22 protein-coding genes are annotated in these 20,156 nt (G+C 45.1%); 9 read left to right on the top strand and 13 right to left on the bottom strand.

The genetic code is table 11. The features are described 5' to 3' along the window. Positions 1-48 precede the first annotated feature (48 nt). From AAE02nite_RS13835 to AAE02nite_RS13845, 3 genes are all read right to left on the bottom strand, one after another. Positions 49-615 (bottom strand): dihydrofolate reductase family protein, encoded by a 567-nt coding sequence (locus AAE02nite_RS13835; RefSeq protein WP_146898370.1) that lies wholly within the window; start codon positions 613-615, stop codon positions 49-51. Between the two features lie 136 nt (positions 616-751). Further along, positions 752-1,204 (bottom strand): nuclear transport factor 2 family protein, encoded by a 453-nt coding sequence (locus AAE02nite_RS13840; protein WP_146898372.1) that lies wholly within the window; start codon positions 1,202-1,204, stop codon positions 752-754. 139 nt (positions 1,205-1,343) lie between these two features. Next, positions 1,344-1,709 (bottom strand): hypothetical protein, encoded by a 366-nt coding sequence (locus tag AAE02nite_RS13845; protein ID WP_146898374.1) that lies wholly within the window; start codon positions 1,707-1,709, stop codon positions 1,344-1,346. Between the two features lie 548 nt (positions 1,710-2,257). On the opposite strand from AAE02nite_RS13845, the gene AAE02nite_RS13850 reads away from it, so the two are divergent. After that, on the top strand, positions 2,258-2,443 hold the full coding sequence (locus AAE02nite_RS13850) for a hypothetical protein (protein ID WP_146898376.1): 186 nt from the start codon (positions 2,258-2,260) through the stop codon (positions 2,441-2,443). A 92-nt stretch (positions 2,444-2,535) separates the two neighbouring features. On the opposite strand, the gene AAE02nite_RS13855 is transcribed toward AAE02nite_RS13850, so the two are convergent. The 5 genes from AAE02nite_RS13855 to AAE02nite_RS13875 form a co-directional block, all read right to left on the bottom strand. Beyond that, entirely contained in the window at positions 2,536-3,144 is a 609-nt protein-coding gene (locus AAE02nite_RS13855; RefSeq protein WP_146898378.1) for a sterol desaturase family protein, read from the bottom strand. A gap of 104 nt (positions 3,145-3,248) precedes the next feature. After that, a complete protein-coding gene (locus AAE02nite_RS13860; protein ID WP_146898380.1) occupies positions 3,249-3,782 on the bottom strand; it encodes a shikimate kinase in 534 nt (177 codons plus the stop codon). Positions 3,783-3,935: 153 nt separating this feature from the next. After that, the gene (locus AAE02nite_RS13865; RefSeq protein WP_307725543.1) at positions 3,936-4,994 is read right to left on the bottom strand and encodes an ABC transporter permease; all 1,059 of its coding nucleotides are present in this window, start codon (positions 4,992-4,994) and stop codon (positions 3,936-3,938) included. Further along, on the bottom strand, positions 4,991-6,091 hold the full coding sequence (locus AAE02nite_RS13870; RefSeq protein WP_146898382.1) for a BT_3928 family protein: 1,101 nt from the start codon (positions 6,089-6,091) through the stop codon (positions 4,991-4,993). Before AAE02nite_RS13870 ends, AAE02nite_RS13865 begins: the two co-directional genes overlap by 4 nt. Next, on the bottom strand, positions 6,078-6,635 hold the full coding sequence (locus AAE02nite_RS13875; RefSeq protein ID WP_146898384.1) for a DUF1599 domain-containing protein: 558 nt from the start codon (positions 6,633-6,635) through the stop codon (positions 6,078-6,080). The genes AAE02nite_RS13870 and AAE02nite_RS13875 overlap by 14 nt, the downstream gene beginning before the upstream one ends. Before the next feature lie 44 nt (positions 6,636-6,679). On the opposite strand from AAE02nite_RS13875, the gene folP reads away from it, so the two are divergent. Further along, positions 6,680-7,540: a dihydropteroate synthase gene (folP, locus tag AAE02nite_RS13880; protein ID WP_146898386.1), complete on the top strand. Its 861-nt coding sequence runs from the start codon at positions 6,680-6,682 to the stop codon at positions 7,538-7,540. Beyond that, positions 7,537-8,373, top strand: coding sequence for a diadenylate cyclase CdaA (gene cdaA / locus AAE02nite_RS13885; protein WP_146898388.1), 837 nt, complete (start codon positions 7,537-7,539; stop codon positions 8,371-8,373). Before folP ends, cdaA begins: the two co-directional genes overlap by 4 nt. A gap of 2 nt (positions 8,374-8,375) precedes the next feature. Here the strand turns inward: cdaA and AAE02nite_RS13890 are convergent, their stop codons facing one another. The 4 genes from AAE02nite_RS13890 to AAE02nite_RS13905 all read right to left on the bottom strand — a co-directional run bounded on the left by AAE02nite_RS13890 (position 8,376) and on the right by AAE02nite_RS13905 (position 13,262). Continuing rightward, entirely contained in the window at positions 8,376-8,759 is a 384-nt protein-coding gene (locus AAE02nite_RS13890; protein ID WP_146898390.1) for an STAS/SEC14 domain-containing protein, read from the bottom strand. A 421-nt stretch (positions 8,760-9,180) separates the two neighbouring features. Further along, entirely contained in the window at positions 9,181-10,302 is a 1,122-nt protein-coding gene (locus AAE02nite_RS13895) for an AI-2E family transporter (RefSeq protein WP_146898392.1), read from the bottom strand. Between the two features lie 478 nt (positions 10,303-10,780). After that, a complete protein-coding gene (gene kbl / locus AAE02nite_RS13900) occupies positions 10,781-11,971 on the bottom strand; it encodes a glycine C-acetyltransferase (protein ID WP_146898394.1) in 1,191 nt (396 codons plus the stop codon). A gap of 79 nt (positions 11,972-12,050) precedes the next feature. Beyond that, positions 12,051-13,262 (bottom strand): hypothetical protein, encoded by a 1,212-nt coding sequence (locus tag AAE02nite_RS13905; protein WP_146898396.1) that lies wholly within the window; start codon positions 13,260-13,262, stop codon positions 12,051-12,053. A gap of 176 nt (positions 13,263-13,438) precedes the next feature. Between AAE02nite_RS13905 and AAE02nite_RS13910 the strand changes: the two genes are divergently transcribed. The 3 genes from AAE02nite_RS13910 (at position 13,439) to AAE02nite_RS13920 (ending at position 16,706) form a co-directional block, all read left to right on the top strand. Continuing rightward, positions 13,439-14,404: an NAD-dependent epimerase/dehydratase family protein gene (locus tag AAE02nite_RS13910; RefSeq protein ID WP_146898398.1), complete on the top strand. Its 966-nt coding sequence runs from the start codon at positions 13,439-13,441 to the stop codon at positions 14,402-14,404. 3 nt (positions 14,405-14,407) lie between these two features. Next, positions 14,408-15,133 carry a DUF3891 family protein gene (locus tag AAE02nite_RS13915; protein ID WP_146898400.1) on the top strand — a complete coding sequence of 242 codons (726 nt, stop codon included), beginning with the start codon at positions 14,408-14,410 and terminating at the stop codon, positions 15,131-15,133. 118 nt (positions 15,134-15,251) lie between these two features. Then, positions 15,252-16,706: a DUF4403 family protein gene (locus AAE02nite_RS13920; protein WP_146898403.1), complete on the top strand. Its 1,455-nt coding sequence runs from the start codon at positions 15,252-15,254 to the stop codon at positions 16,704-16,706. A gap of 164 nt (positions 16,707-16,870) precedes the next feature. Here AAE02nite_RS13920 and AAE02nite_RS13925 read toward each other — a convergent pair whose 3' ends face one another. Beyond that, complete coding sequence (locus tag AAE02nite_RS13925; protein WP_146898405.1) at positions 16,871-17,668, bottom strand: hypothetical protein; 798 nt, start codon at positions 17,666-17,668, stop codon at positions 16,871-16,873. Between the two features lie 212 nt (positions 17,669-17,880). Between AAE02nite_RS13925 and AAE02nite_RS13930 the strand changes: the two genes are divergently transcribed. The 3 genes from AAE02nite_RS13930 (at position 17,881) to AAE02nite_RS13940 (ending at position 20,089) form a co-directional block, all read left to right on the top strand. Further along, positions 17,881-18,849, top strand: coding sequence for a YihY/virulence factor BrkB family protein (locus AAE02nite_RS13930; RefSeq protein WP_146898407.1), 969 nt, complete (start codon positions 17,881-17,883; stop codon positions 18,847-18,849). 58 nt (positions 18,850-18,907) lie between these two features. Beyond that, positions 18,908-19,312: a hypothetical protein gene (locus AAE02nite_RS13935; protein WP_146898409.1), complete on the top strand. Its 405-nt coding sequence runs from the start codon at positions 18,908-18,910 to the stop codon at positions 19,310-19,312. A 366-nt stretch (positions 19,313-19,678) separates the two neighbouring features. Further along, the gene (locus AAE02nite_RS13940; RefSeq protein ID WP_146898411.1) at positions 19,679-20,089 is read left to right on the top strand and encodes a hypothetical protein; all 411 of its coding nucleotides are present in this window, start codon (positions 19,679-19,681) and stop codon (positions 20,087-20,089) included. The last annotated feature ends 67 nt before the right edge of the window (positions 20,090-20,156 follow it).

Genomic DNA, 20,156 nt, shown 5'->3' on the forward strand with positions numbered 1-20,156 from the left:
TTCATCTGCTCCATAGTATTGGGTAAGCCCCTTTTTGGCAATACCTTGTTAGCGGTTGGTTGTTTTTCCGTTGGTTGGTTCATAGTACAGCGTTACTGCACCACCACTAAAAGTTTTAGTCTTTATGAATTTAAGAATAGTCCTGTCGGTTATTTTTTCAAATAATGGCAAACCGCTTCCAGCAACAACAGGGTGAACACAAAGTTGGTATTCATCAATTAAATTAAGTTTCATTAGCTGTATAATTAAGCTCCGACTGCCAACTAAAATATCTTTACCCGATTGTTGTTTCAGTTCTAAAACTTCTTCTTCAATATCTCGGTTAGCCAGTTTTGCACTGTCCCATTCTGTATTAGTAAGGGTGTGGGAAAAAACAATTTTAGGGACTCTGTCTATGGCCATAGCAAAGTCGTCCATTGACTTTTCACCAGAAGGATTTTTTAACAGCTTTTGCCAGAATTGCATCAATTGATAGGTTATCCTTCCATATAGAATCACGTCTGCGTTATCTAACAGGTCAGCGTAATGTTGATGTATTTCATCGTCGGGAATTCCTGCTGTATGGTCGCAGAATCCGTCAAGGGTCATATTGATTGCTGCAATTATCTTTCTCATTTTTTTATTTTTCAATCCTTTAAATTACTTGCGGTGCCGCGTTACCATAACCACTAACTTATTGGGCCAGGCAGCCGAACAGCTGCCGTACAGGCTTTGTTGGCAGCAGGCTTAATTATTTTACAGATTATTACTATTAATCTGAACATACATTATTAGCGTGTCGAACCGTTAACTTCCACGAGTCATTTTTATTCATCCACACATTTGTATATCTCCGTTTCAGCTTTTTCCCGGCATTTGGGGCTCCTTTGGCCGGCGTAACTTCTTCGCTTCCCATTACTATCACCATGTCCTTAAAGAATAAAAATTTTTCTGGATACCTTTTAAAGGAGGTGTATCGAATAACCCCGCTTTTTATAAGACGAAGCAGTTCCGCCTTTTCATTCACTATTTTATTGGTGGGATGATTAACAGTTACCTCTTGGTCCATTAATTTGTCTAATGCTATCGCATCACCTTTATAAATAGCTTCTGCGTGAGCGAGATCAAGCTTTTCAATTTTCTGTTTGAGTGCATTATTTCCCTGTCCAAAAGCCACGGGATAAGAAAACAACAGCATTAAAAATGTGAGTATGTACGGCTTCATAATAGATATAATTTAATACATGAAGGAAAACCAATTTTTTAATGCTGTTAAGATGAACTGAAGATTACCTCCAGCGGCTGGGCTATGGCACGCTTTAATGTGCTTTAGGTTTTGTTTGCAGATGGGTTTTTATCCTTTTTTACCTCAAATGGTACAAGTAAATAGCAAAATTTATCATACCTCTTAATTCATCCTTATCTAGCTTATTATATTTAAGGAAATAATTTTCAGTCATTCCATTAATATCGAAATCAGCTAAGTCAGCATAGTTTGATTTACTCTTGTTGAAATATTTTGATTTTGTAGTTTTAGATATTTCAGAATATAAGTCATTCTTTAATTCTCTAATGTATTTAACTCTTTCCTGGTTATATTCACCCAATTCATAATATTTGAGTCGTCTTTTAATTTTCTTCTCAGCTTCTTTCTTATCAGAAAAGTCAAATTCGTAAGCTAAGTCTGTAAAACAGATGAAATTATATGACTGAGCGGATTCTTCTTTCATTTTATCTTACTGCCAACTAATAGCTAAACAGAAATATTAGGTTTATTTGCAATATGGCTGGCATAAGTTCTGCTATATTTCCGGCAAAAACGGGCACATTTCAGATTTCTTCTTAACTTTTTATAGGATAGCTAATATATAGATATTTTGCAAATATCCGGCAAGCAGATTAGTTTATTCCGGATTGGTGTTGTCCCGCGCTTTTGCCTGGTTTCTTCGCAGTAATCTTAATTACAAATATTAGCTTTCCGGGTTGTAACAGCAGCCATAATCCTCCGAAATGGTTAAATAGGCTTATTTTATTTCTGATTGGCCCTTGCATCATGATTTAGGAAGAACCAAATTTCTGGATGTGACGGCTAAAATTTACAAATTGTTATAACCCATATACTTACCAATATCTTGGGCCTTTGGGTGGGGAAGTAAAGAGGCTTAAATTATTAAAAGCTAACCTTTTCTGTTGAAAGCAGTATTAAAAATTATATATTCAGCTTTAAGGATAAAGGCCGGCCGCTGGAAAAAACATGTATAGCTATTATTATAAAATTATGAAAAATCTAAAGCCAATTTTATCGCTTCTAATCGTATTAATTTCCTTTACCATGAGCAGTTGCGAACTGCTTGGCGATGTAATGGAGTTTACCATGTGGACTACCCTAATTGTGGTGGGTATAGTAATATTGCTAATTATGTGGATAGTGCGGAAAATACGCGGACCGCGCAATCGGTATTAAGCCAGGCAAGATTATTAATAGCCAAATAATTAAATAAAAAAGGGTAGCTTATACAGAGCTACCCTTTTCTATTATCACTAACTTATCTGTTATTACTTGTTCCGTTCCGGCATGGTGCCCAGCAGCCAATCCCACAGAGGCGAAGATACGCCAAAGGCGCGTTCATCGTCTTTGTAATGATGGATGCTATGGTGAACCCATAGAATTTTCAGGAAGTTTTTAGGTGGCGCGAACGCATGTACCGCGTAATGCACAAACAGGTAAACGGCATAACCAAATAAAAGCCCCGATACAATACCAAACACAAACTGCCCGAATATCAGCTTAAAAACAAAGAAAAACATAGAGGCAATAAACAGGCTCATGATAGGTGGCATGGCCAAACGCTCTTTGTCTTTGGGGTACTCGTGGTGATTGCCATGAAAGGTATACTGAATATTTTTCTTCAGGTCCGTATTCGTATCCATGTGAAACAGGTACCGGTGGGCGATGTACTCTATAAATGTAAAAATAAACCAGCCCAGAAAGAATAACCCGATAGCTGATAAAACAGTGATAAAGCCGTGAATGTAGCCATAAGTAATAAGACCGATGGCAATAATAATAAAGATGGAAATAGGTACTGCAATGTGCGTACGCGTTAGTTTTTCCAAAAGCGGGTTCTGGAAAAGTTGGGCGGTGCCTTTGTGATTAGGTTTCATAGTTGTTTTTTTTAGGTCATTAAATTTTCGGCAAACTTAACACATTATTCATAAATAGCCTGCCGCTATGCTGCTATAACCCGTTCTGCCCGCCTTCTCTGGTTTCAACACATGGTCTCTAACCGCGCAATCAGGCGGCAAAGGTCGGTTACATCACGCTCCCGGGTCAGGTTCTGATAGGTTATGTGAGCCGCTCCATAAAACTGAATTCGGTTAGCCAGGGTTACAGTTAAAAATTCTTTTACCTCTTCGTTGCTTTTACCGGCTACCAAAGGCCGGTGCTCCCGGCCGTGCCCTGTAAGGCGCTCCAGCAACACATCCACGGGCACCTTTAGGTAAACGGTTGTGCCCTGCCGGTTCATAAAATCCATGCTGCCATGGAAACAGGGCGCACCGCCCCCGGTGGCTATTACACTACCCGGAGCTTCTTCGGTTAATGCCCGCAGAGCGCTTGCCTCGGCCTGTCGGAAATATACTTCGCCTCGTGTAGCGAATATTTCGCGTATGGGTACACCTTCTTTTTCTTCCAGGTAATCGTCCAGATCATGAAAAGGCACCTCTAAAGTAGCAGCCAATTTTCGGCCAATAGTTGACTTACCGGCACCCGGCATACCTACTAAAAATATGGGTCGGCTCATTTTATGTACAGTTAAACGAATATTTGTAGTATTTAGATTTTAAAAATTATAATTTAAGTAAGAAACACTGATTACTAGGTATTTATGCGGAAGAATTATCAGCAGGTTTGCCGGAAGAGGTAATATTTAACGGGCTAAAAGCCCAAGCCGGTTTTACAATTTTACCCGTGGGTCTATCAGGGCATATAATACATCTACCAGGATATTAATCAGCACAAATAAAAATGCAATAAATAAAGTTGCGCCCATTACTACCGGAAAATCCAGGTTCTCGACGGCGTGAATGGTAACCGCACCAATGCCCTTCCAATTAAAAATATACTCAATAAAAAAAGCCCCGGCCATGAGCGAAGCCAGCCAACCCGAAACGGCCGTTATTACCGGGTTTAACGCATTTTTGAGGCCGTGCCCCATTACCACCCGATAACCCGGCAAGCCCTTGGCCCTAGCCGTACGTATATAATCCTGTGAAAGCACCTCGATCATAGAGCTCCGGGTAAGCTGGGTAATTACCGCCAGGGGCCGGATACCCAAGGCCACCGCCGGCAAAATTAAATTACGCAACACCAGGTGCTTGCCCGTAAAAGCATCTATTTCGTACAACTGACCGGTTAAACTCAGGCCGGTTAAGTGGCTCCAGTAAAAACCAAAGGTGATGGCAATTATTATAGCGGCCACAAACGAAGGCACCGAAATACCCAGTACTGAAGTAGAAATAAGCAGATGGTCGAGGAAGCCATGGGGCTTTAGCGCCGCGATTACGCCAAACGAAATGCCTAACCCGGTAGCTATAAGCATAGCCGCCCCGGCCAGCCACAAAGTACCGGTCAGGTGATCGAGCAGAATAGCGGTTACTTTTTTATTGCTCTGGAAGGACCGACGCAAATAAGGCGTTTTGAGCACCAGCACATTCTCTCCTACCTGCAGCAGCGGCGTGTAGTTGTATTTCTCTTGGTTGGCAGGTGTGGCTTCGTGCACCGAAACCGGCGAAATATCATTCAGGTAAAAAGATAATTGTTCGGGTAAGGGTTTATCCAGGCCCAGTTCAGCCGAGATGGCTTCGCGGGTAGCTAAATCGCTGCGCTGCCCGGCGAGCAAGGCTACTGGGTCGCCGGGCAATACGTTAAACAGAAAGAAAATGGCTACTACTACCCCCAGCAAAATGAGCACACCGTGCCCCAAGCGGTTGAGCAGAAAGCCAATTATTCTCATAACAATGCCTGTACGGTTTGCAGATCGGGCACGTCGTTGTGGTGCCACTTGCCTACTACTACGCCGTTTTTCAGGAGCATAATGCCCGGATTAGCCCGAATCATGGTTTTAAGCACAGTACCATCGGCAAAATAGTACGGCGCGGCCAGGTTTACTTCGTGCCGGAACACATCAAAATCGTGACCGCTGCTGGAGGTTAGTACCATGGGTTCTATTTTCTTGGCCGTAACTTTTTCAGCTCCGTTAATCAGGTTACTAATTTCGTTAAAGCTTTCGGGGTGCGACTTTCGTACATCCTGCACAATAATGAGTAATTTATTCCCCTGGAATACCTGCTGGGTAAAATCGCCACTGTCGTTCCAGACGTTAAAATCGGTTATTTTGGGTCCGGCCTCAGGATTCAGGGCTACCATTTGTTTAAACTTAAAGGTAGTATCGGTTGGGTAGGTGGTAAACTCCTGGGTTTCCCCATTTTTTTCCATAATGTATTTGTACTTCAGTTGCGCCGAAGGCTTCATCAGTGCCGGAATATTATTGCCTACTTTATACGCCCGGAAATCGATAAAAGGCTCGTGCAGGTAAGCGTAAATACCAATGCCAAACGCAATAATAGCTGTTATGGCTACGGCCCAGCCAGCCGTAGCTTCGCGGCCGGGTTTGGGCAGGTAACGCTGCGTAACCAGTAAAATCAGGATCATGACCAGCAGCACCACGTCTTTCGTAAACGACTGCCACGGGGTAAGCTTAATGGCATCGCCAAAGCAACCGCAATCGGTTACTTTGTTAAAGTAAGCGGAGTAGAACGTAAGGAAAGTAAAGAACACAATAATCACGAGCAGACTTACCAACACCTGCCGCAAGCGCCACCGGAGCAGCAAAGCTACGCCCAATATTATTTCGAGCGCGCTCAGAAAAATAGATAAATATAACGCATACGGCTCCAGCGCTAAGAATATTGGCGAGAAATCGGTAGCAAAAACTTCAAAATATTCTTCGAGCTTAATGGCCGTACCCACCGGGTCATTTATTTTTATCAGGCCCGAAAAAATAAACAGACCTCCTACCAACAGCCAGCAAATTCTGCTAATGAGTTTCATTTGTTGCGAAATTTAATTTTATCAGAACAAAAACAGCGTAGTTAATCATATCGCGGTAATTGGCTTCCACCCCTTCCGAGATCAGGGTTTGTCCCTGGTTATCTTCTATCTGTTTGGTCCGGTACAGTTTCATTAAAATAATATCGGTAATAGAGCTAATGCGCATGTCGCGCCAGGCTTCGCCGTAATCGTGATTTTTATTCAGTAGCAGTTCAATATTCTCCGCAATTTCCCGGTCGTACATATTTTCCACTTCCGAAGCCGGAATTTCCAGCTCTTCCCGGCCCTGCAATTTAAGTTGCATCAAAGCAATTACGCAGTAGTTTACAATACCCACAAACTCCGAAGTAATGTCTTCGTCTACTTTCTGTACGCCCTTTTCCTGGATGGATCGGATGCGCTGGGCTTTGATAAAAATCTGGTCAGTGATGGAGGGCAGGCGCAAAATACGCCAGGCCGTTCCGTAGTCACGGGTTTTTTTGATAAAAATTTCTTTACACGCTTTTATAACCCGATTATATTCCTGGAGAGTTTGATTAATCAATTTTTTGGCGTTATTTTAAAGGAAAATGCGAATTGTACCCTGTTTTGAAAGCGAAAGATACAGTTTTTTATAAAAAGAGTACGCTTAATGCCGGCGGAAAAATAGTTTCGCTGGCCAGCCCGGTAGTAATGGGAATCTTAAATATTACGCCGGATTCTTTTTTTGACGGAGGCCAATATACCACCTTCGAAAACTATCTGGCGCGGGCCGAAAAAATGCTGGAAGAAGGGGCTACCATTCTCGATATTGGGGGGTATTCGAGCCGGCCGGGGGCAGTTGATATTGCGCCGGACGAAGAACAAGCGCGGGTAGTACCGGCCATAAAAGCCATTAAGCAGGCTTTTCCGGATTGTCTGATTTCGATTGATACGTTCCGGGCGCAGGTAGCCGAAGCGGCCGTAAATGCCGGGGCCGATATTATAAACGATATTTCGGGGGGTGAATTGGATGCGGCCATGTTCGAAACAGCCGGCCGGCTGCGGGTTCCGTATATTTTAATGCACATGCGCGGAAATCCGCAAACCATGAACCAACTTACCCAGTATGAAGATATAATACAGGAGTTGGTCCATTACTTTGAACAGAAAACAGCCGCCCTGTATGCATTGGGCCTGACCAATATAATATTAGACCCAGGCTTTGGTTTTGCCAAAACCATCGATCAGAATTTTGAAGTACTGCGCCGCCTGGATGATCTGAAAATAATGGGCTTGCCCATTCTGGCAGGTTTGTCGCGTAAGTCGATGACCTATAAAACGTTGAACATACCCGCCTCGGAAGCTTTGGCCGGCACCATTGCCTTAAATACTATTGCTTTAATGCATGGCGCCAATATTCTGCGGGTGCACGACGTTAAGGAAGCTGTGCAGACCATTAAGTTAATTAAAAAAAGTGTGACCCTTTGACGCTGTTGTTTACCATAGGTTTTTTGGATATAGACTGGCTGGACGTAGTAGACGTTTTGCTGGTTACCATCCTATTGTATCAATTGTACAAAGTATTAACCGGCAGTGTTGCGTTAAAAATATTTGTCGGCTTCCTTTCTATTTACCTGCTCTACCTGGTAGTAAAAGCCTTGGGCATGGAACTGCTCACCATTATTCTGGGGCAGTTTATGGGCGTGGGTGTGCTGGCCGCCATTATTTTGTTTCAGCAGGAAATCAGGCGCTTTTTGCTGATGATTGGTAAAACCACGGCTTTCGACAACGACAAGTTTTTTAAAGGTTTTCCGTGGCGCAAAAACGACAATGGCAATCGGCTTAACTTAACGCCTTTTATCGAAGCGGCTAAATCGCTGGCCGGTAAAAACACGGGGGCGCTTATTGTATTTGCGCTTAGCTCCGAATTAAAAATGTACGCCGAATCGGGCGATTTAATTGATGCAGTTATTTCTAAGCGCTTGCTGCTTTCAATTTTTAACAAGAACAGCCCGCTGCACGATGGCGCCGTTATTATTGCGGATGGCCGGATTAAAGCCGCCCGCTGTATTTTACCCGTTACCGACAGCAAAGACGTGCCAGCCTCGATGGGTCTGCGGCACCGCGCCGCTATTGGCCTGACGGAAGTAACCGATAGTGTGGTATTGGTAGTTTCGGAAGAAACCGGGCAAATATCGCTGGTGCGGAACGGGCAGGTTTTCCGCAATCTGGCAGCCGCCGATTTGCGTTCGCGGTTAAACCATTTTCTTTTCGATATCGAACCGAAGGTACACACCGAAAAATCCGTTTCGGCGGCCTAGCTTTAGTCCGGCCGAATTAATTTTAGCCAGTTGCGGGCCGCTTCTTCTTCGTCGAAATAATGCACCTGGATAACACCCTCGCGCACTACCCGGCGATTAGCGGTTTCTACGCTTAACTTACCAAAGAAATCTTCGGGTATAATAAAGGCCATGTGCCGGAGTCCAACCCGCTTGGCTTCCGGGTACCAAACATCATCAATCCAGCGTTGATTTTCCTGTACCATTACTTTCAAATCGCGGGTATCTATCAGGGCTTTGGTTATGCCGGTTTCTTTTACTAATTCCAGGGTTTTGTTACAGCGTCGCTTAAACTCCTCCGGCTTCATAAAGTCGTCGAAGATCGCCACCAAAGCGCCCAGCTGCCGATCTACGTAATTCGTCTGCATTCTTTTTCGACTTTATGTAAATACAATATACGTATAGAAATAATATGTATAACGTAAATCATCCGGATTAATCTAAATAAATATTCAAAATATTATTAGAATAATCACATAACAAAATCCCCTTTATTAGAAACAAAGATGTAGCTATTTTGTTATGGTGGAAATTAATATAGTAAAACCAGAATCTTTCAGAGCAAGACTAGCCGAATGGTTTAAGCAATATCCATTACCGGGGCTAAGTGCTGATGGATAGTTCAGCACATACAGCCAAAATCAGGCGGGTTTCATTTGGTTAGGCAGGAATGGGGTGCTTTGGGATAAATTCCTTTTTCTGGCAAGCCAATAATCATGCTGGGACTTAAGGCCCAAAAGAGCTAGGGAAATCTGTTTTTTAAGACAAATCGGATTTACCAGAAGTAGCCTATTCCTGCCGGACAATATTAATTTCGGTTTTATCAGTTTTAGACGGACTATTCTGGCTGGGAGAAATCTGGCCGGGATAATTGGCTGGTACCTGGTCGCCGAGTAACTTGCCCCAGGGTTGCAGTTCCTCAATCCGGTCGCAGATTATTTTTATTACCGCAACAAACGGAATGGATAAGAACATACCTGCAAACCCCCACAAGGCCCCACCCAGTAATACGGCCAGAATAGAAACCAGTGCGTTGAGCTGTACTTTAGAAGAAACAATACGCGGCACCAATATATTATTATCAATAAACTGAATAACGGCGTAAGCTCCGATAATAGCCAGTTGGGTAGTGTAGCCTTCTTTGGTAACCGTTGCCATTAACACAGGCAATATAATAGCAATCAGGCCGCCGATATACGGAATCATATTGAGGATGGCCCCGATGACGCCTAATAAAATACCGTATTTTACGCCTAGTAACGTTAAAGCCACCGAATTCAGCACCGCAACAATAGAGGCTTCGATGAGCAAACCTACAATATAACTCTGAATGGCCGATTTGGTTTCGTGCAGGATATCGGCTACCGATTGGGTATTTTTATGAGAGAAAACCTCGAAAAGAAAATTCAGAATTAAAGGCTTGTAATAAAGAAGTAAAAAAATATAGACCGGAATTAAAAACAACAGGCTGAAAATACCCAAAGCGCTGCTAACGGTTCTGCCGACCACCGCTTTGCTACTGTTGGCCGCGTCTTTTAATATTTGGGTTTGTTTCTGAATACCAATGCCAAAAGTACGCTCAGCCCAATGCTGCAAATCTGTTAATATTTGGGTAAACTTTTGTTTCAGAATGGGCACCATTTCGCCGAATTGGGCAATCTGGGAAGAAAGGAAATACAAGAGCAAGCCCAATGCCGTTAAAGCAACTAGCAAGGTTAGCAGAATAGATAATACCTTCGGAATCCGGACCCGTTGAAACCGACTGTTCAGGGGGTTAAGCAAAATGGCTATCAGCACCGAAAATGCGATGGGCACTAAAATATCGGCCAGCGTGAAAAGCACATATACCAGCAGGATAAATCCAAATAAAATAACGGTGCTTTTCTTATAAAAGGGGTCGGTTTGGGTCATAGCCAAATATCTATTCGTTTGGAGTTTAAGGGAATATTTTGCTAAACCTCAGCCATTCCGGTTGCTCATCTCTAGCTTACTTATTTTATCGGATTTGGTTAGGGCGCCGCCTATATTTTTGAATCACATGATCACCAGTAAAATATAAATCTTAAAATTTAATTATACCCGCCCATCGCACCGTTATCAATACAGGACAAAGCCACCAATAACCATCAAGATATTAATACTCCGGGTGCTATTCCCTTCCACAAAAGTCTGGATTGGTGAAAATTTTGATACGATACCCGCCAAAAAGAAAAAGCCATTCCGTTACCGGAACAGCTTCCTTAATAAACGAAGGACGGATATTAAACAATAAATATTGAGTTAGGATTTCCTTTAGAGGCTATTTAAAGCAGTTAGTCGGTCATAATACACGGTCAGAACGTTACCAAAACCTTGTTTGTAAATCCTGATTTAATAAAAGGCAAAATTATTACTTCAAGACGCCTAACTCCTGCCCTACTTCGGTAAAAGCCCGGATGGCTTTATCCAGGTGCTCCTGGGTGTGCGAGGCCGAAAGCTGCACCCGGATACGGGCTTTGCCCTGCGGTACTACCGGGTAGTAAAAGCCAATGACGTAAATACCTTTTTCCAGCAGCCTAGCGGCAAAATCCTGCGAAAGTTTGGCCTCGTAGAGCATGATGGGCACAATCGGGTGTTCGCCGGGCGTAATCTGAAAGCCGGCCGCCGTCATGTGTTCCCGGAAATATTCCGTATTCCACTCCAGTTGGTCGCGTAACTCAGTCGTTTCGGAAAGCATTTCTAGCACCGCGATAGAAGCGCCCACAATAACCGGGGCCAGCGAGTTGGAGAACAAATACGGGCGCGAACGCTGGCGCAGCATTTCGATTATTTCTTTCCGACCCGAAGTAAAGCCACCCATGGCCCCACCCAAAGCTTTGCCCAGCGTACCCGTAATGATATCGATGCGGCCCATTACGTTGCGGTATTCGTGGGTACCCCGGCCGGTTTTGCCAATAAAGCCCGAGGAATGGCTTTCGTCTACCATCACCAGCGCCCGGTATTTATCAGCCAAGTCACAGATTTTATCGAGTTGGGCAATGGTGCCGTCCATTGAGAAAGAACCGTCGGTAACTATAATGCGGTGCTTTAAATCCTGGGCTTCCTGTAGTTTCGCTTCCAGGTCAGCCATGTCGTTGTGGTTGTAGCGGAAGCGTTTGGCCTTGCTCAACCGCACCCCATCAATAATTGAAGCATGATTCAGCGCGTCAGAAATAATACCGGAATCTTCGCCCAGCAAAGGTTCAAACACGCCGCCGTTCGCATCGAAAGCCGCTGCATACAGAATGGTATCTTCGGTACCCAGAAATTCGGCTAATTTTCGCTCCAGTTCTTTGTGAATATCTTGCGTGCCGCAAATAAAGCGCACCGACGACATGCCAAAGCCGTGGCTATCGATGGTGCGTTTGGCAGCTTCAATTACCCGCGGGTGCGACGATAAACCCAAATAATTATTTGCGCAAAAGTTGAGTACTTCTTTGCCTTCGGTGGTTCTTATTGCGGCTCCTTGCGGGGTGGTTATCACACGTTCACGCTTAAAAAGACCGGCTTCCTGTATTTCGGCCAGTTGTTTTTCCAGGTCTGGTTTTAAAGTATCGTACATTGTTCGAATTTTAAAGCTAATTTTTAAGCCAACGCTTCCTACTTATAATAATATTAGTATTACTCTAATGTTTTTAAATCTACGCCGATTCACCTGGCTCTTCCGGCTTGGTCGGACGTTTGAAAATAGGCCTGGGACGCGGCGGCTTCCGGGGCTCTTCGGTTGGTTCCAAAGTTGTTGGTTCTATTGCCGGAGGTGTTTCGGGTGCTGGCGATACCGGATTTTCCGAAATTGTTTCGGCCATTTCAGATGATTGCGCAACAGGTGGCATGGGCCGGCGTATGATTGGTCGTGGCCGTGGTGGCTTAACCGCAACTGGCTCTGCTTCCTGTTCTCCTGGAGGAGGTGCCTCGCCAGATGATTCTAAAGTCGGGGCAGTTTCGGAAGGTGGCGGTGTTGCAGGGGCACTCACCACCTCGCTGCTGGGTACGCCGGAGTTGTTTTCTTCTGTACCAGTTGGTACTGGTGCCGCCGGCCGCTTAAATATTGGTCTGGGCCGTGAGGGCTTTGGTGCGGTTGGTGCTGCATCTGTACCAGTAGTTTCCGACTGAACCGGAGTAGCACTAATATCTCCTCCAGTTACAGGCTCCGCCGGCGTTTGAATATCTGGTTGTTCCGTTGGATTTTGCAGTGCCGTTGGCCTTTTAATTACCGGACGCGGGCGCGGCGGTTTCGGTGCCGTGGCTTCCGGATCAGGATTGGTATGAAAAGGCAATTCAGAATTAGTGCCCTCTTGTGCTATTTTAGTTGTATCGGCAGCAGGCTCCACAGTATTATTTGCTGGCGTCGCCGGCTTCCGGAAAACCGGACGAGGCCGCGGTGCTTTGGGTGCTTCCGCATCCGTCTCCGGAGTAGTAGCCGGTGCTGCTGCCGGAACAATATTTTCCGGTACTACCGGCGGTGGCGTTTCGGTGCTGGTGGTAATGGCCGGCCGGCGAATAACGGGTCGGGCTTTTGGCGGAGCCGGAGCAGTTGGTGTTTCCGCAGCAGATTCCTTTGGAGCAGGCTCGGTAGTTGGAGTAACAACAGGTTTTGCAGCACCTGGTATGGCTGCCCGGCGCACAGCCGGTTTAGCGGGTGCTTCGGTAACCGGAGCCGCAACTGATTTTACGGCTTCGGCCAGCCAGAAACGGCGACGTACATCGTTCAGTACCATTTTTACGGCCATGTAAAAGCTGTTGGGATGCATTTGGGCGTACATGCGCTGCCACTCCGCAAAGCGTTCCGGGTCGCCGGCTGCAAAAGCCGCTACATCAATTCTTCGTTTGGTCAGGTCTTCCTCAAAGGTCATTTGGCGAGAGGCTACTCGAAATATGAACGGGTAATTGCCCCGGACGTTGCCGGAACATTATTTTGTATCAGCTTATCTGGCTGAATCGCGGGCAAATATACAAAACCACGACTTCTTTAATCCGATATTTAGTAAAGTGACGTTTTTAGCTTTATTTTTCGGGAAATCCTGCTCCTATGACCTTCTTTCAAGAAAAAATACTCGTTACTGGTGCCTGCGGCCAATTAGGCTCAGAACTTACTCTGGAATTGCGTAAGATTTACGGCGAGGCTAACGTCATTGCCTCCGATATTGCTATGCCGCCCAAAGGCGAATTAACCGAATCAGGTCCGTTCGAGATTTTGGATGTTCTAACCCGCCATAATCTCGCCGAAAAAGCTTACCGGCATCATATTACCCAAATATACCACTTGGCAGCAGTTCTTTCGGCTACCGGCGAAAGCCGTCCTAAATTTACCTGGAAAGTAAACATGAAAGGGCTGGAGAATATTCTGGACTTAGCGCTGGATAAAGGTATTAGTAAAGTTTACTGGCCCAGTTCTATAGCCGTGTTTGGCCCTAATACGCCCTGTCACAATACACCGCAGCATACCATTATGGATCCCAATACAGTATATGGCATCAGCAAGCAAACCGGCGAACGTTTTTGCGAATATTATGCCCGGCGGTATAAACTGGATGTACGCAGTTTGCGTTACCCGGGCCTCATTGGCTACAAAGCCATGCCGGGCGGCGGCACCACCGATTATGCCGTGGATATCTACCACAAAGCTGTAGAAGGCCAGCCCTTCACCTGCTACTTACAGGAAGACGCTTACATGCCTATGATGTATATGCCCGATGCCCTGAAAGCGACGCTGGATTTAATGCACGCTCCCGCCGAAAATATTACCATCCGGTCGTCGTATAACCTGGCCGCTATGAGCTTTTCTCCCGCCGAAATAACCGCTTCCATTCAAAAGCACTTGCCAGATTTCCAGGTTACTTACGTTCCGGATTTTCGGCAGCAAATTGCCGACTCATGGCCCCAGAGCATAGACGATACACCGGCCCGCCAGGACTGGCAATGGCAACCCCAATACGACCTCGACAGTATGACCGCAGATATGCTGGAGAATTTACGCCGGCTGAAAGGTTTGTAGTGTATGATTGTGAATATGATACCCGAAGGCTGGGAAGTAATTTACCAGCAGGCGCACGCTTTGCTGGCCATGCAGGTAGCTTTTGCCTGGCGCACCGCCGACCGACCTGAACGCTGGGTTGATACGTTGGCGGCGATTGCTCAGCACGATGATGGCCAGAGATTCTGGGCCGGCAACATCGGCCTGACACCAGCCGGAGCACCGGCTAACTTTACCATGCTGCCTTTTTCGCTGGAACAGGCCACCCAGGTAATGACCGAAGCCCGTTACCAGGGCCGCTGGCGGGCCATGCTCACCTCCATGCACCTTTCTTTTCTATACGAAGAACTACGGGGCCAGAACGCCACTACCGATGCCTTCTTAGATGAACAATTGGAAAATCAGAAACACTGGCGCCAGGAACTAAAAGTTAATAAAAAGAAAGCGCAGCAGGCTTACGATCTCATGCAATGGTGCGACCGCTTTTCGCTGATATTATGCCGCAGCCAGTTACCCGAAGCCGAACGTACCCTGGAGGTAAGCAAAGGCCCCGACGGTGTGCAGTACCACGTTATTCAGCAAAAAGACGGTTTAATCCGGGTAAATCCCTGGCCGTTCGAACCCAAGCGTTTTATTGTTTCGGTGGAGGTTTCGTACTTAACGCAGTTGCAGTTTACCGATGAGGCTGAGCTAACCAGTGCCTTAATAAAAGCCCCTATTCGTACTAAAAGTTGGGAAATTTGCCGCTAATAGCGCCACGCTGGCCCGGATAATTAATTTTCTACTAAGCCAGTCCGAACTATAACTTTTGAACCCCTGTTCAGCAAGTAACTCATATTAAGCTGTAAGGCGACCGGACTAACAAGAGATGAATATTTTGAAAAGAAATATTATACGCGTTTTTTACTGCTGGCTAATTCTATTTTTAGTCAGTTGTACGCAATCCAGCCAGTTAAATCCGCAAGCACCTACCCAGGAAGTAACTGCGCCGGCACCCGCGGTTTTTGCGCCCAAGCTTTCTACCATTACCATTCCGGTATCTTTCCGCATCAGCACCCTGGAAGAAAAACTAAACCAGCAGATAACCGGCATTTTGTATAAAGACGATAACCTGGAAGATGATAACCTGAAGGTAACCGTAGTAAAGGCCGGCAACTTGGCACTACAGGCCAACGGAGATAAAATTTATATAACGATACCCCTGCACGTATCGGCTACCGGTCGCTGGCGGTGGGAAGCGTGCAAAAGTTGTCCGCGACTGGAAAAGACAGAAAGTACCAACTTCGACTTAGTTGTTAAAAGCGAGAGTCAGCTCAGCCTAACGGAAGATTACCAGGTAAAATCTACCAGCATCAGCGATTTCGAGTGGGGCAGTACCAAACCGGTGCTAACCCTGGGGCCGCTAAAAATTGGTTTAGCCCGGTTTATTGAGCCTTCGCTCCGCTCCCAGATGCAAACTTTGGCCGGCCAGCTCGACCGGGAAGTACAAAACCGCCTTAAAATAAAAGATTATGTGCAGCAGGCCTGGGCGCAGGTGCAGCAACCTATACCTTTAAACAAAGACCTGGATGCCTGGTTAACCATTATGCCCCAGGCTATTAAAGTATCGCCATTAATGGCTAATAATGGGAATTTTAATTTGCAAATTGGCTTGAGTTCTTACCTGCAAACCATAACCAACGGCAAGCCTAAAGTACAACTAAATCCCATTTTACCGCCTTTGGTAACCGATAATCATTTGGTTAATAATGTTCAGATTGGCTTGATGGGCGAAATTTCCTACGACCACGCTACTAAAATTCTGAAACAACAGCTCACCGGCAAACAATTTTCTTTTTCAGACGGTCGAGACCAGTTAACGGTGCACGATGTGGCGCTTTCGGGTAGCGGCGATAAATTAGTAGTAATGCTGAATGTAACCGGCCAGACAAAAAAAGGCTTTTTCACGAAAAATATGGCTGGCAAAATATTCCTGAAAGCCGTGCCTTACCTCGATGCCGAAACCAATAGTATCCGGGTGCGCGACGTAGATTATGACCTCGACACCAAAGACCAGTTACTAAAAGCCGCCAATTGGCTGGCTAAAAATCGTTTTACCCAAACCATTGAAAGCCAGTTAAGCCTGCCTTTTAAATCGCAGTTGGCAGAAGGCCACAAGTTGTTGCAGCAAAACCTGGATCATGCCGCTGGCCTGAACGAATCTATAAAGCTTACCGGCCAGATTACCGAACTGGTACCGGATGCCATTTACCTGACGCCTACTTCGATAAAAGCCGTGGTAAATGCCAAAGGCAACCTCAGCGCCCAGATTGTTGGGTTTTAATTATTTCCTTTTGATAACTTACTCGTATTATCCAGGAGGTACTTATTTCGTTACCAGCTAAATAGGTCGCTAGTAAATGACACGCATGGATTTCAAAAAAATAATTCCTGAATAAAATTCAAATACCCTCTAAAAAGCAAAAGTATTGCTACCGGTAAGTAAAATTATTTGATTAAAGCTTTATTAACCGGTGTAGGACTGTTAAACACCTCGGCCGGAATATTTTGCGTTACGGCAATATTGCTCATGTTCACGGCTGCATCGCCCCGGCTGGCGGCCAGCTTAATTTTACCGTATGGCTGATAATCGGTCCAGGTGCGGGTAAAAGAAGGTTTTTCATCGGCGTAGTTCCGAAAGAATGACCACTCCGTAATTAAGCCCGAAGCTTTATCAATGGCCAGCACATACCGGTTATCGGGCGTTACGCCTACACCTTTAAAAGTAACTTCTATTAAATCGGCGTCGGCTCCGGTCTGGGTTTTGCCTTCGCCTTTATATTTAAGCGTAACACCGCTGTCCTTCAGTTTAAAGGGCATGGCCAGCCAGTAAGAATCGTTGGCCCAGGAAGGGTACATACCGCTAACCAACTTCTGCCGGCGGGCGGGGTCTTTTATTTCTTCTCCATTGCGGTAAGCTACGCCTTCTTTGGTATTTAAATCGGCTATTACCACCAGAGAGTCGCCGCGCTCCAGGCGGTAGCGGTTCTGAAATTTATCCCAGATGTGGTATTGGTTGCGCCAGGTCCAGGCAATGTAGTGGGTTTTGTTCCAGGCATCGTAGCCGCCCATATTTTTTATAACCTTATCGACCAAAGCAATGGCTTTGGCATCGGAGCCGGCCGCATTAAACCCGTCGGCTGCCATTTTATTTTTCTTCTGCGCCTGGCTAAACAAAGGCAGCAGGCACAGCGCCAATATTATTATCAGCGGAAAACGGTTAAAATTAATATTGATCGTTTGCATGATTTTAAAGAAGATTATCGTCCGGTTTACCGGCCAAAGCCAGTCCTATAAATGTACTAAATTGTTCTTGCTTAAAGTTAGTTTATAATAATTTCCAGGAGCAAAAAAATATTGCCTGGCACTACAGCCGCATATATTTTTAACCAAACCCAAAAATTAGCCGTAACTAAGTCAGCTTCTGAAAATAATAGCAAACAGGCTGAGAGAACATCATGAAGATAAAAGTTTCATTCAAAGACGTACTTACGCTTTCCAAGAACACCTTTGGGCAATTTATGGAGAATAATTCTTTCCGGCTAGCGGCTGCCCTGGCTTATAATACTATATTTTCCCTGCCGCCGCTCCTGCTTATTGTTATTGCAGCGGCCGGCGCTATCTGGGGCGAAGAAGCGGCCACCAATAGTTTAGCCCACGAAATGGAAGGTATGGTGGGCAAAGAGGCCGCCTTGTCTATTCAGGAGATGATCAAAAATGTTAATAAAACGCAGGCCGGCGGCATAGCTTCGGCCATTGGTATTGCTACCTTGGTTTTTGCAGCCACTACTTTTTTTGTGACCCTGCAGGATTCCCTCAACAGCATTTGGAACGTAAAAGCCAAGCCCAAGAATAATATTATAAAAGTAGCCAAAGACCGCTTTCTTTCCTTTGGCCTGATATTAAGTATTGCCTTTCTGATGCTTATTTCTTTTGTAATTAGCGCGGTACTTTCTTTTTTTACCGGTTATCTGGAGAGTATTTTTCCCGCCGGTGCCGTGGTGTTTATTCATATTCTTAATATATCTGTTTCGCTGGCATTTATTACTTTACTATTTGCCCTGATTTATAAATATTTACCCGATGCTATTATTCGCTGGAAAGATGTGTGGGTTGGTTCTTTTTTAACTGCTTTGCTGTTTGTATTGGGTCGCTCCCTCATTAGCTGGTATCTGGGCCAGGGCGATATTGGCTCGGCTTACGGCGCGGCGGGCTCCATTATTATTATCCTGGTCTGGATATATTATTCCTCACTTATTATTTTCTTCGGGTCGGAGTTTACCCAGCAGTACGCCAACCAATTCGGCGAACGCATCCGGCCGAAAAGCCATGCCGTGGAAATAGAAATCCGGGAGGTACCTTTCGAAAGCTCCGACGATCAGAAATCCGGCCGTCCACCTGCCCAAGGCCGTTTCCGACCGGCTTAATTGCCAAAGCCCTTATTTTTTATTATATTTTGGCAATAATTCAATCCCGAAGGGTTCCATGAAAAAAATATTATTGGCGGTGCTGGTGTTTGTTTGGTGCAGTGCTTTTACCGATTTATCTTCTGCTATAAAACTCACGAGTGCCGGCTTGCAGGAAGATACCGAACTGCAGGGCCAAAAGGCCATTAAATTCAGCGAAGGCGTTACCTTTAATGTAAAAGGCAAAGAGCTTAGCAGTCACATTGCCTTTTACATTAAAAACAAAACTTTGCTGGCCGAAGAATTTGTGGTACTCAAAACCGGACCGGGTCAGGTTATTTCGGCTGATAAATTCACCTATAACGAGAGGAAAGAGATTGGCCATTTCAGCGGTAATGTGCAGGTAAAAGCCGGCGCAACCACTTCCTACCAGGCGTTGGACTACAACTTTAAAACCGGTAAAATCCAGGATCCACAACTGTAGCCTTATAACCCAAAGGGCGCAATATTTTATTGAACTCTGGAATAATCCTGCTAAAAAAGCCTTTTCTGGGCTAATAAACAATATTGGCCATTAACGATGGGCTTCACCCATCGCTGACTTATAACGCCCCTTCGGGGCTGCCAGATAATTTGGCGATATATCTTATCCGGAGAGCAGCATCTAGTCCATTTCCACACTTTTACTTTCTTTTCCAGCTAATATTGGGCTTAAAACTGACTAGGCTTTTCTTTTAAGTTCTGGCTTATTTTTCGGGAAAATATTTTGGCCTATGCAACCATCCTATTAGGGACTGGGTCTACTGATTGAAAACCCTGATAAACCTATACCATTAAATTTTTTACGCTTATGTTAAAATTATCTGCCAGGCAAAAACGCGAAGTTTATTCCGTATCGAACCTGATTTTTCACCTGGCTATTTTTGTTATTTTACTTTTAACCCTTAACTCCTGTACCCAGGCCGAAGATGTACCCGAGGCTAATTGCGGCACTTTAGCCACCGTCAGGAATTTAACCGGATTAGATGGTTGCGGCTTTGTTTTTGAATTAGATAATGGTACCAAACTGGAACCTTATATTCCGGCCCAGAACACCACCGACGGACAGCAATCGCCTTTAAAGAATTTTCCGCTGGCCGACGGGCAACGAGTATCTATTACTTACCAGGTACGGCAAGATGTAGGTTCTATTTGCATGGCCGGGTCCATTGCCGAAATTACCTGCCTCGAAACCGTGACGGTTCCTGGCGGGAATAATTAAATTTTTAACGCGTAAATATCCGGGCTACCCAATTAGTTGCGTTTTAATTCGATATCCGGTAGTAGAA

Origin of the sequence: Adhaeribacter aerolatus (assembly GCF_007991635.1) — a bacterium.
In the GTDB taxonomy this organism is placed as follows: Bacteria; Bacteroidota; Bacteroidia; order Cytophagales; family Hymenobacteraceae; genus Adhaeribacter; species Adhaeribacter aerolatus.

Coding starts and splice junctions, on each gene's coding strand:
- AAE02nite_RS13835 (WP_146898370.1), bottom strand. CDS start 615: ATGAGAAAGATAATTGCAGCAATCAATATGACCCTTGACGGATTCTGC.
- AAE02nite_RS13840 (WP_146898372.1), bottom strand. CDS start 1,204: ATGAAGCCGTACATACTCACATTTTTAATGCTGTTGTTTTCTTATCCC.
- AAE02nite_RS13845 (WP_146898374.1), bottom strand. CDS start 1,709: ATGAAAGAAGAATCCGCTCAGTCATATAATTTCATCTGTTTTACAGAC.
- AAE02nite_RS13850 (WP_146898376.1), top strand. CDS start 2,258: ATGAAAAATCTAAAGCCAATTTTATCGCTTCTAATCGTATTAATTTCC.
- AAE02nite_RS13855 (WP_146898378.1), bottom strand. CDS start 3,144: ATGAAACCTAATCACAAAGGCACCGCCCAACTTTTCCAGAACCCGCTT.
- AAE02nite_RS13860 (WP_146898380.1), bottom strand. CDS start 3,782: ATGAGCCGACCCATATTTTTAGTAGGTATGCCGGGTGCCGGTAAGTCA.
- AAE02nite_RS13865 (WP_307725543.1), bottom strand. CDS start 4,994: ATGAGAATAATTGGCTTTCTGCTCAACCGCTTGGGGCACGGTGTGCTC.
- AAE02nite_RS13870 (WP_146898382.1), bottom strand. CDS start 6,091: ATGAAACTCATTAGCAGAATTTGCTGGCTGTTGGTAGGAGGTCTGTTT.
- AAE02nite_RS13890 (WP_146898390.1), bottom strand. CDS start 8,759: ATGCAGACGAATTACGTAGATCGGCAGCTGGGCGCTTTGGTGGCGATC.
- AAE02nite_RS13895 (WP_146898392.1), bottom strand. CDS start 10,302: ATGACCCAAACCGACCCCTTTTATAAGAAAAGCACCGTTATTTTATTT.
- kbl (WP_146898394.1), bottom strand. CDS start 11,971: ATGTACGATACTTTAAAACCAGACCTGGAAAAACAACTGGCCGAAATA.
- AAE02nite_RS13905 (WP_146898396.1), bottom strand. CDS start 13,262: ATGACCTTTGAGGAAGACCTGACCAAACGAAGAATTGATGTAGCGGCT.
- AAE02nite_RS13910 (WP_146898398.1), top strand. CDS start 13,439: ATGACCTTCTTTCAAGAAAAAATACTCGTTACTGGTGCCTGCGGCCAA.
- AAE02nite_RS13915 (WP_146898400.1), top strand. CDS start 14,408: ATGATTGTGAATATGATACCCGAAGGCTGGGAAGTAATTTACCAGCAG.
- AAE02nite_RS13920 (WP_146898403.1), top strand. CDS start 15,252: ATGAATATTTTGAAAAGAAATATTATACGCGTTTTTTACTGCTGGCTA.
- AAE02nite_RS13925 (WP_146898405.1), bottom strand. CDS start 17,668: ATGCAAACGATCAATATTAATTTTAACCGTTTTCCGCTGATAATAATA.
- AAE02nite_RS13930 (WP_146898407.1), top strand. CDS start 17,881: ATGAAGATAAAAGTTTCATTCAAAGACGTACTTACGCTTTCCAAGAAC.
- AAE02nite_RS13935 (WP_146898409.1), top strand. CDS start 18,908: ATGAAAAAAATATTATTGGCGGTGCTGGTGTTTGTTTGGTGCAGTGCT.
- AAE02nite_RS13940 (WP_146898411.1), top strand. CDS start 19,679: ATGTTAAAATTATCTGCCAGGCAAAAACGCGAAGTTTATTCCGTATCG.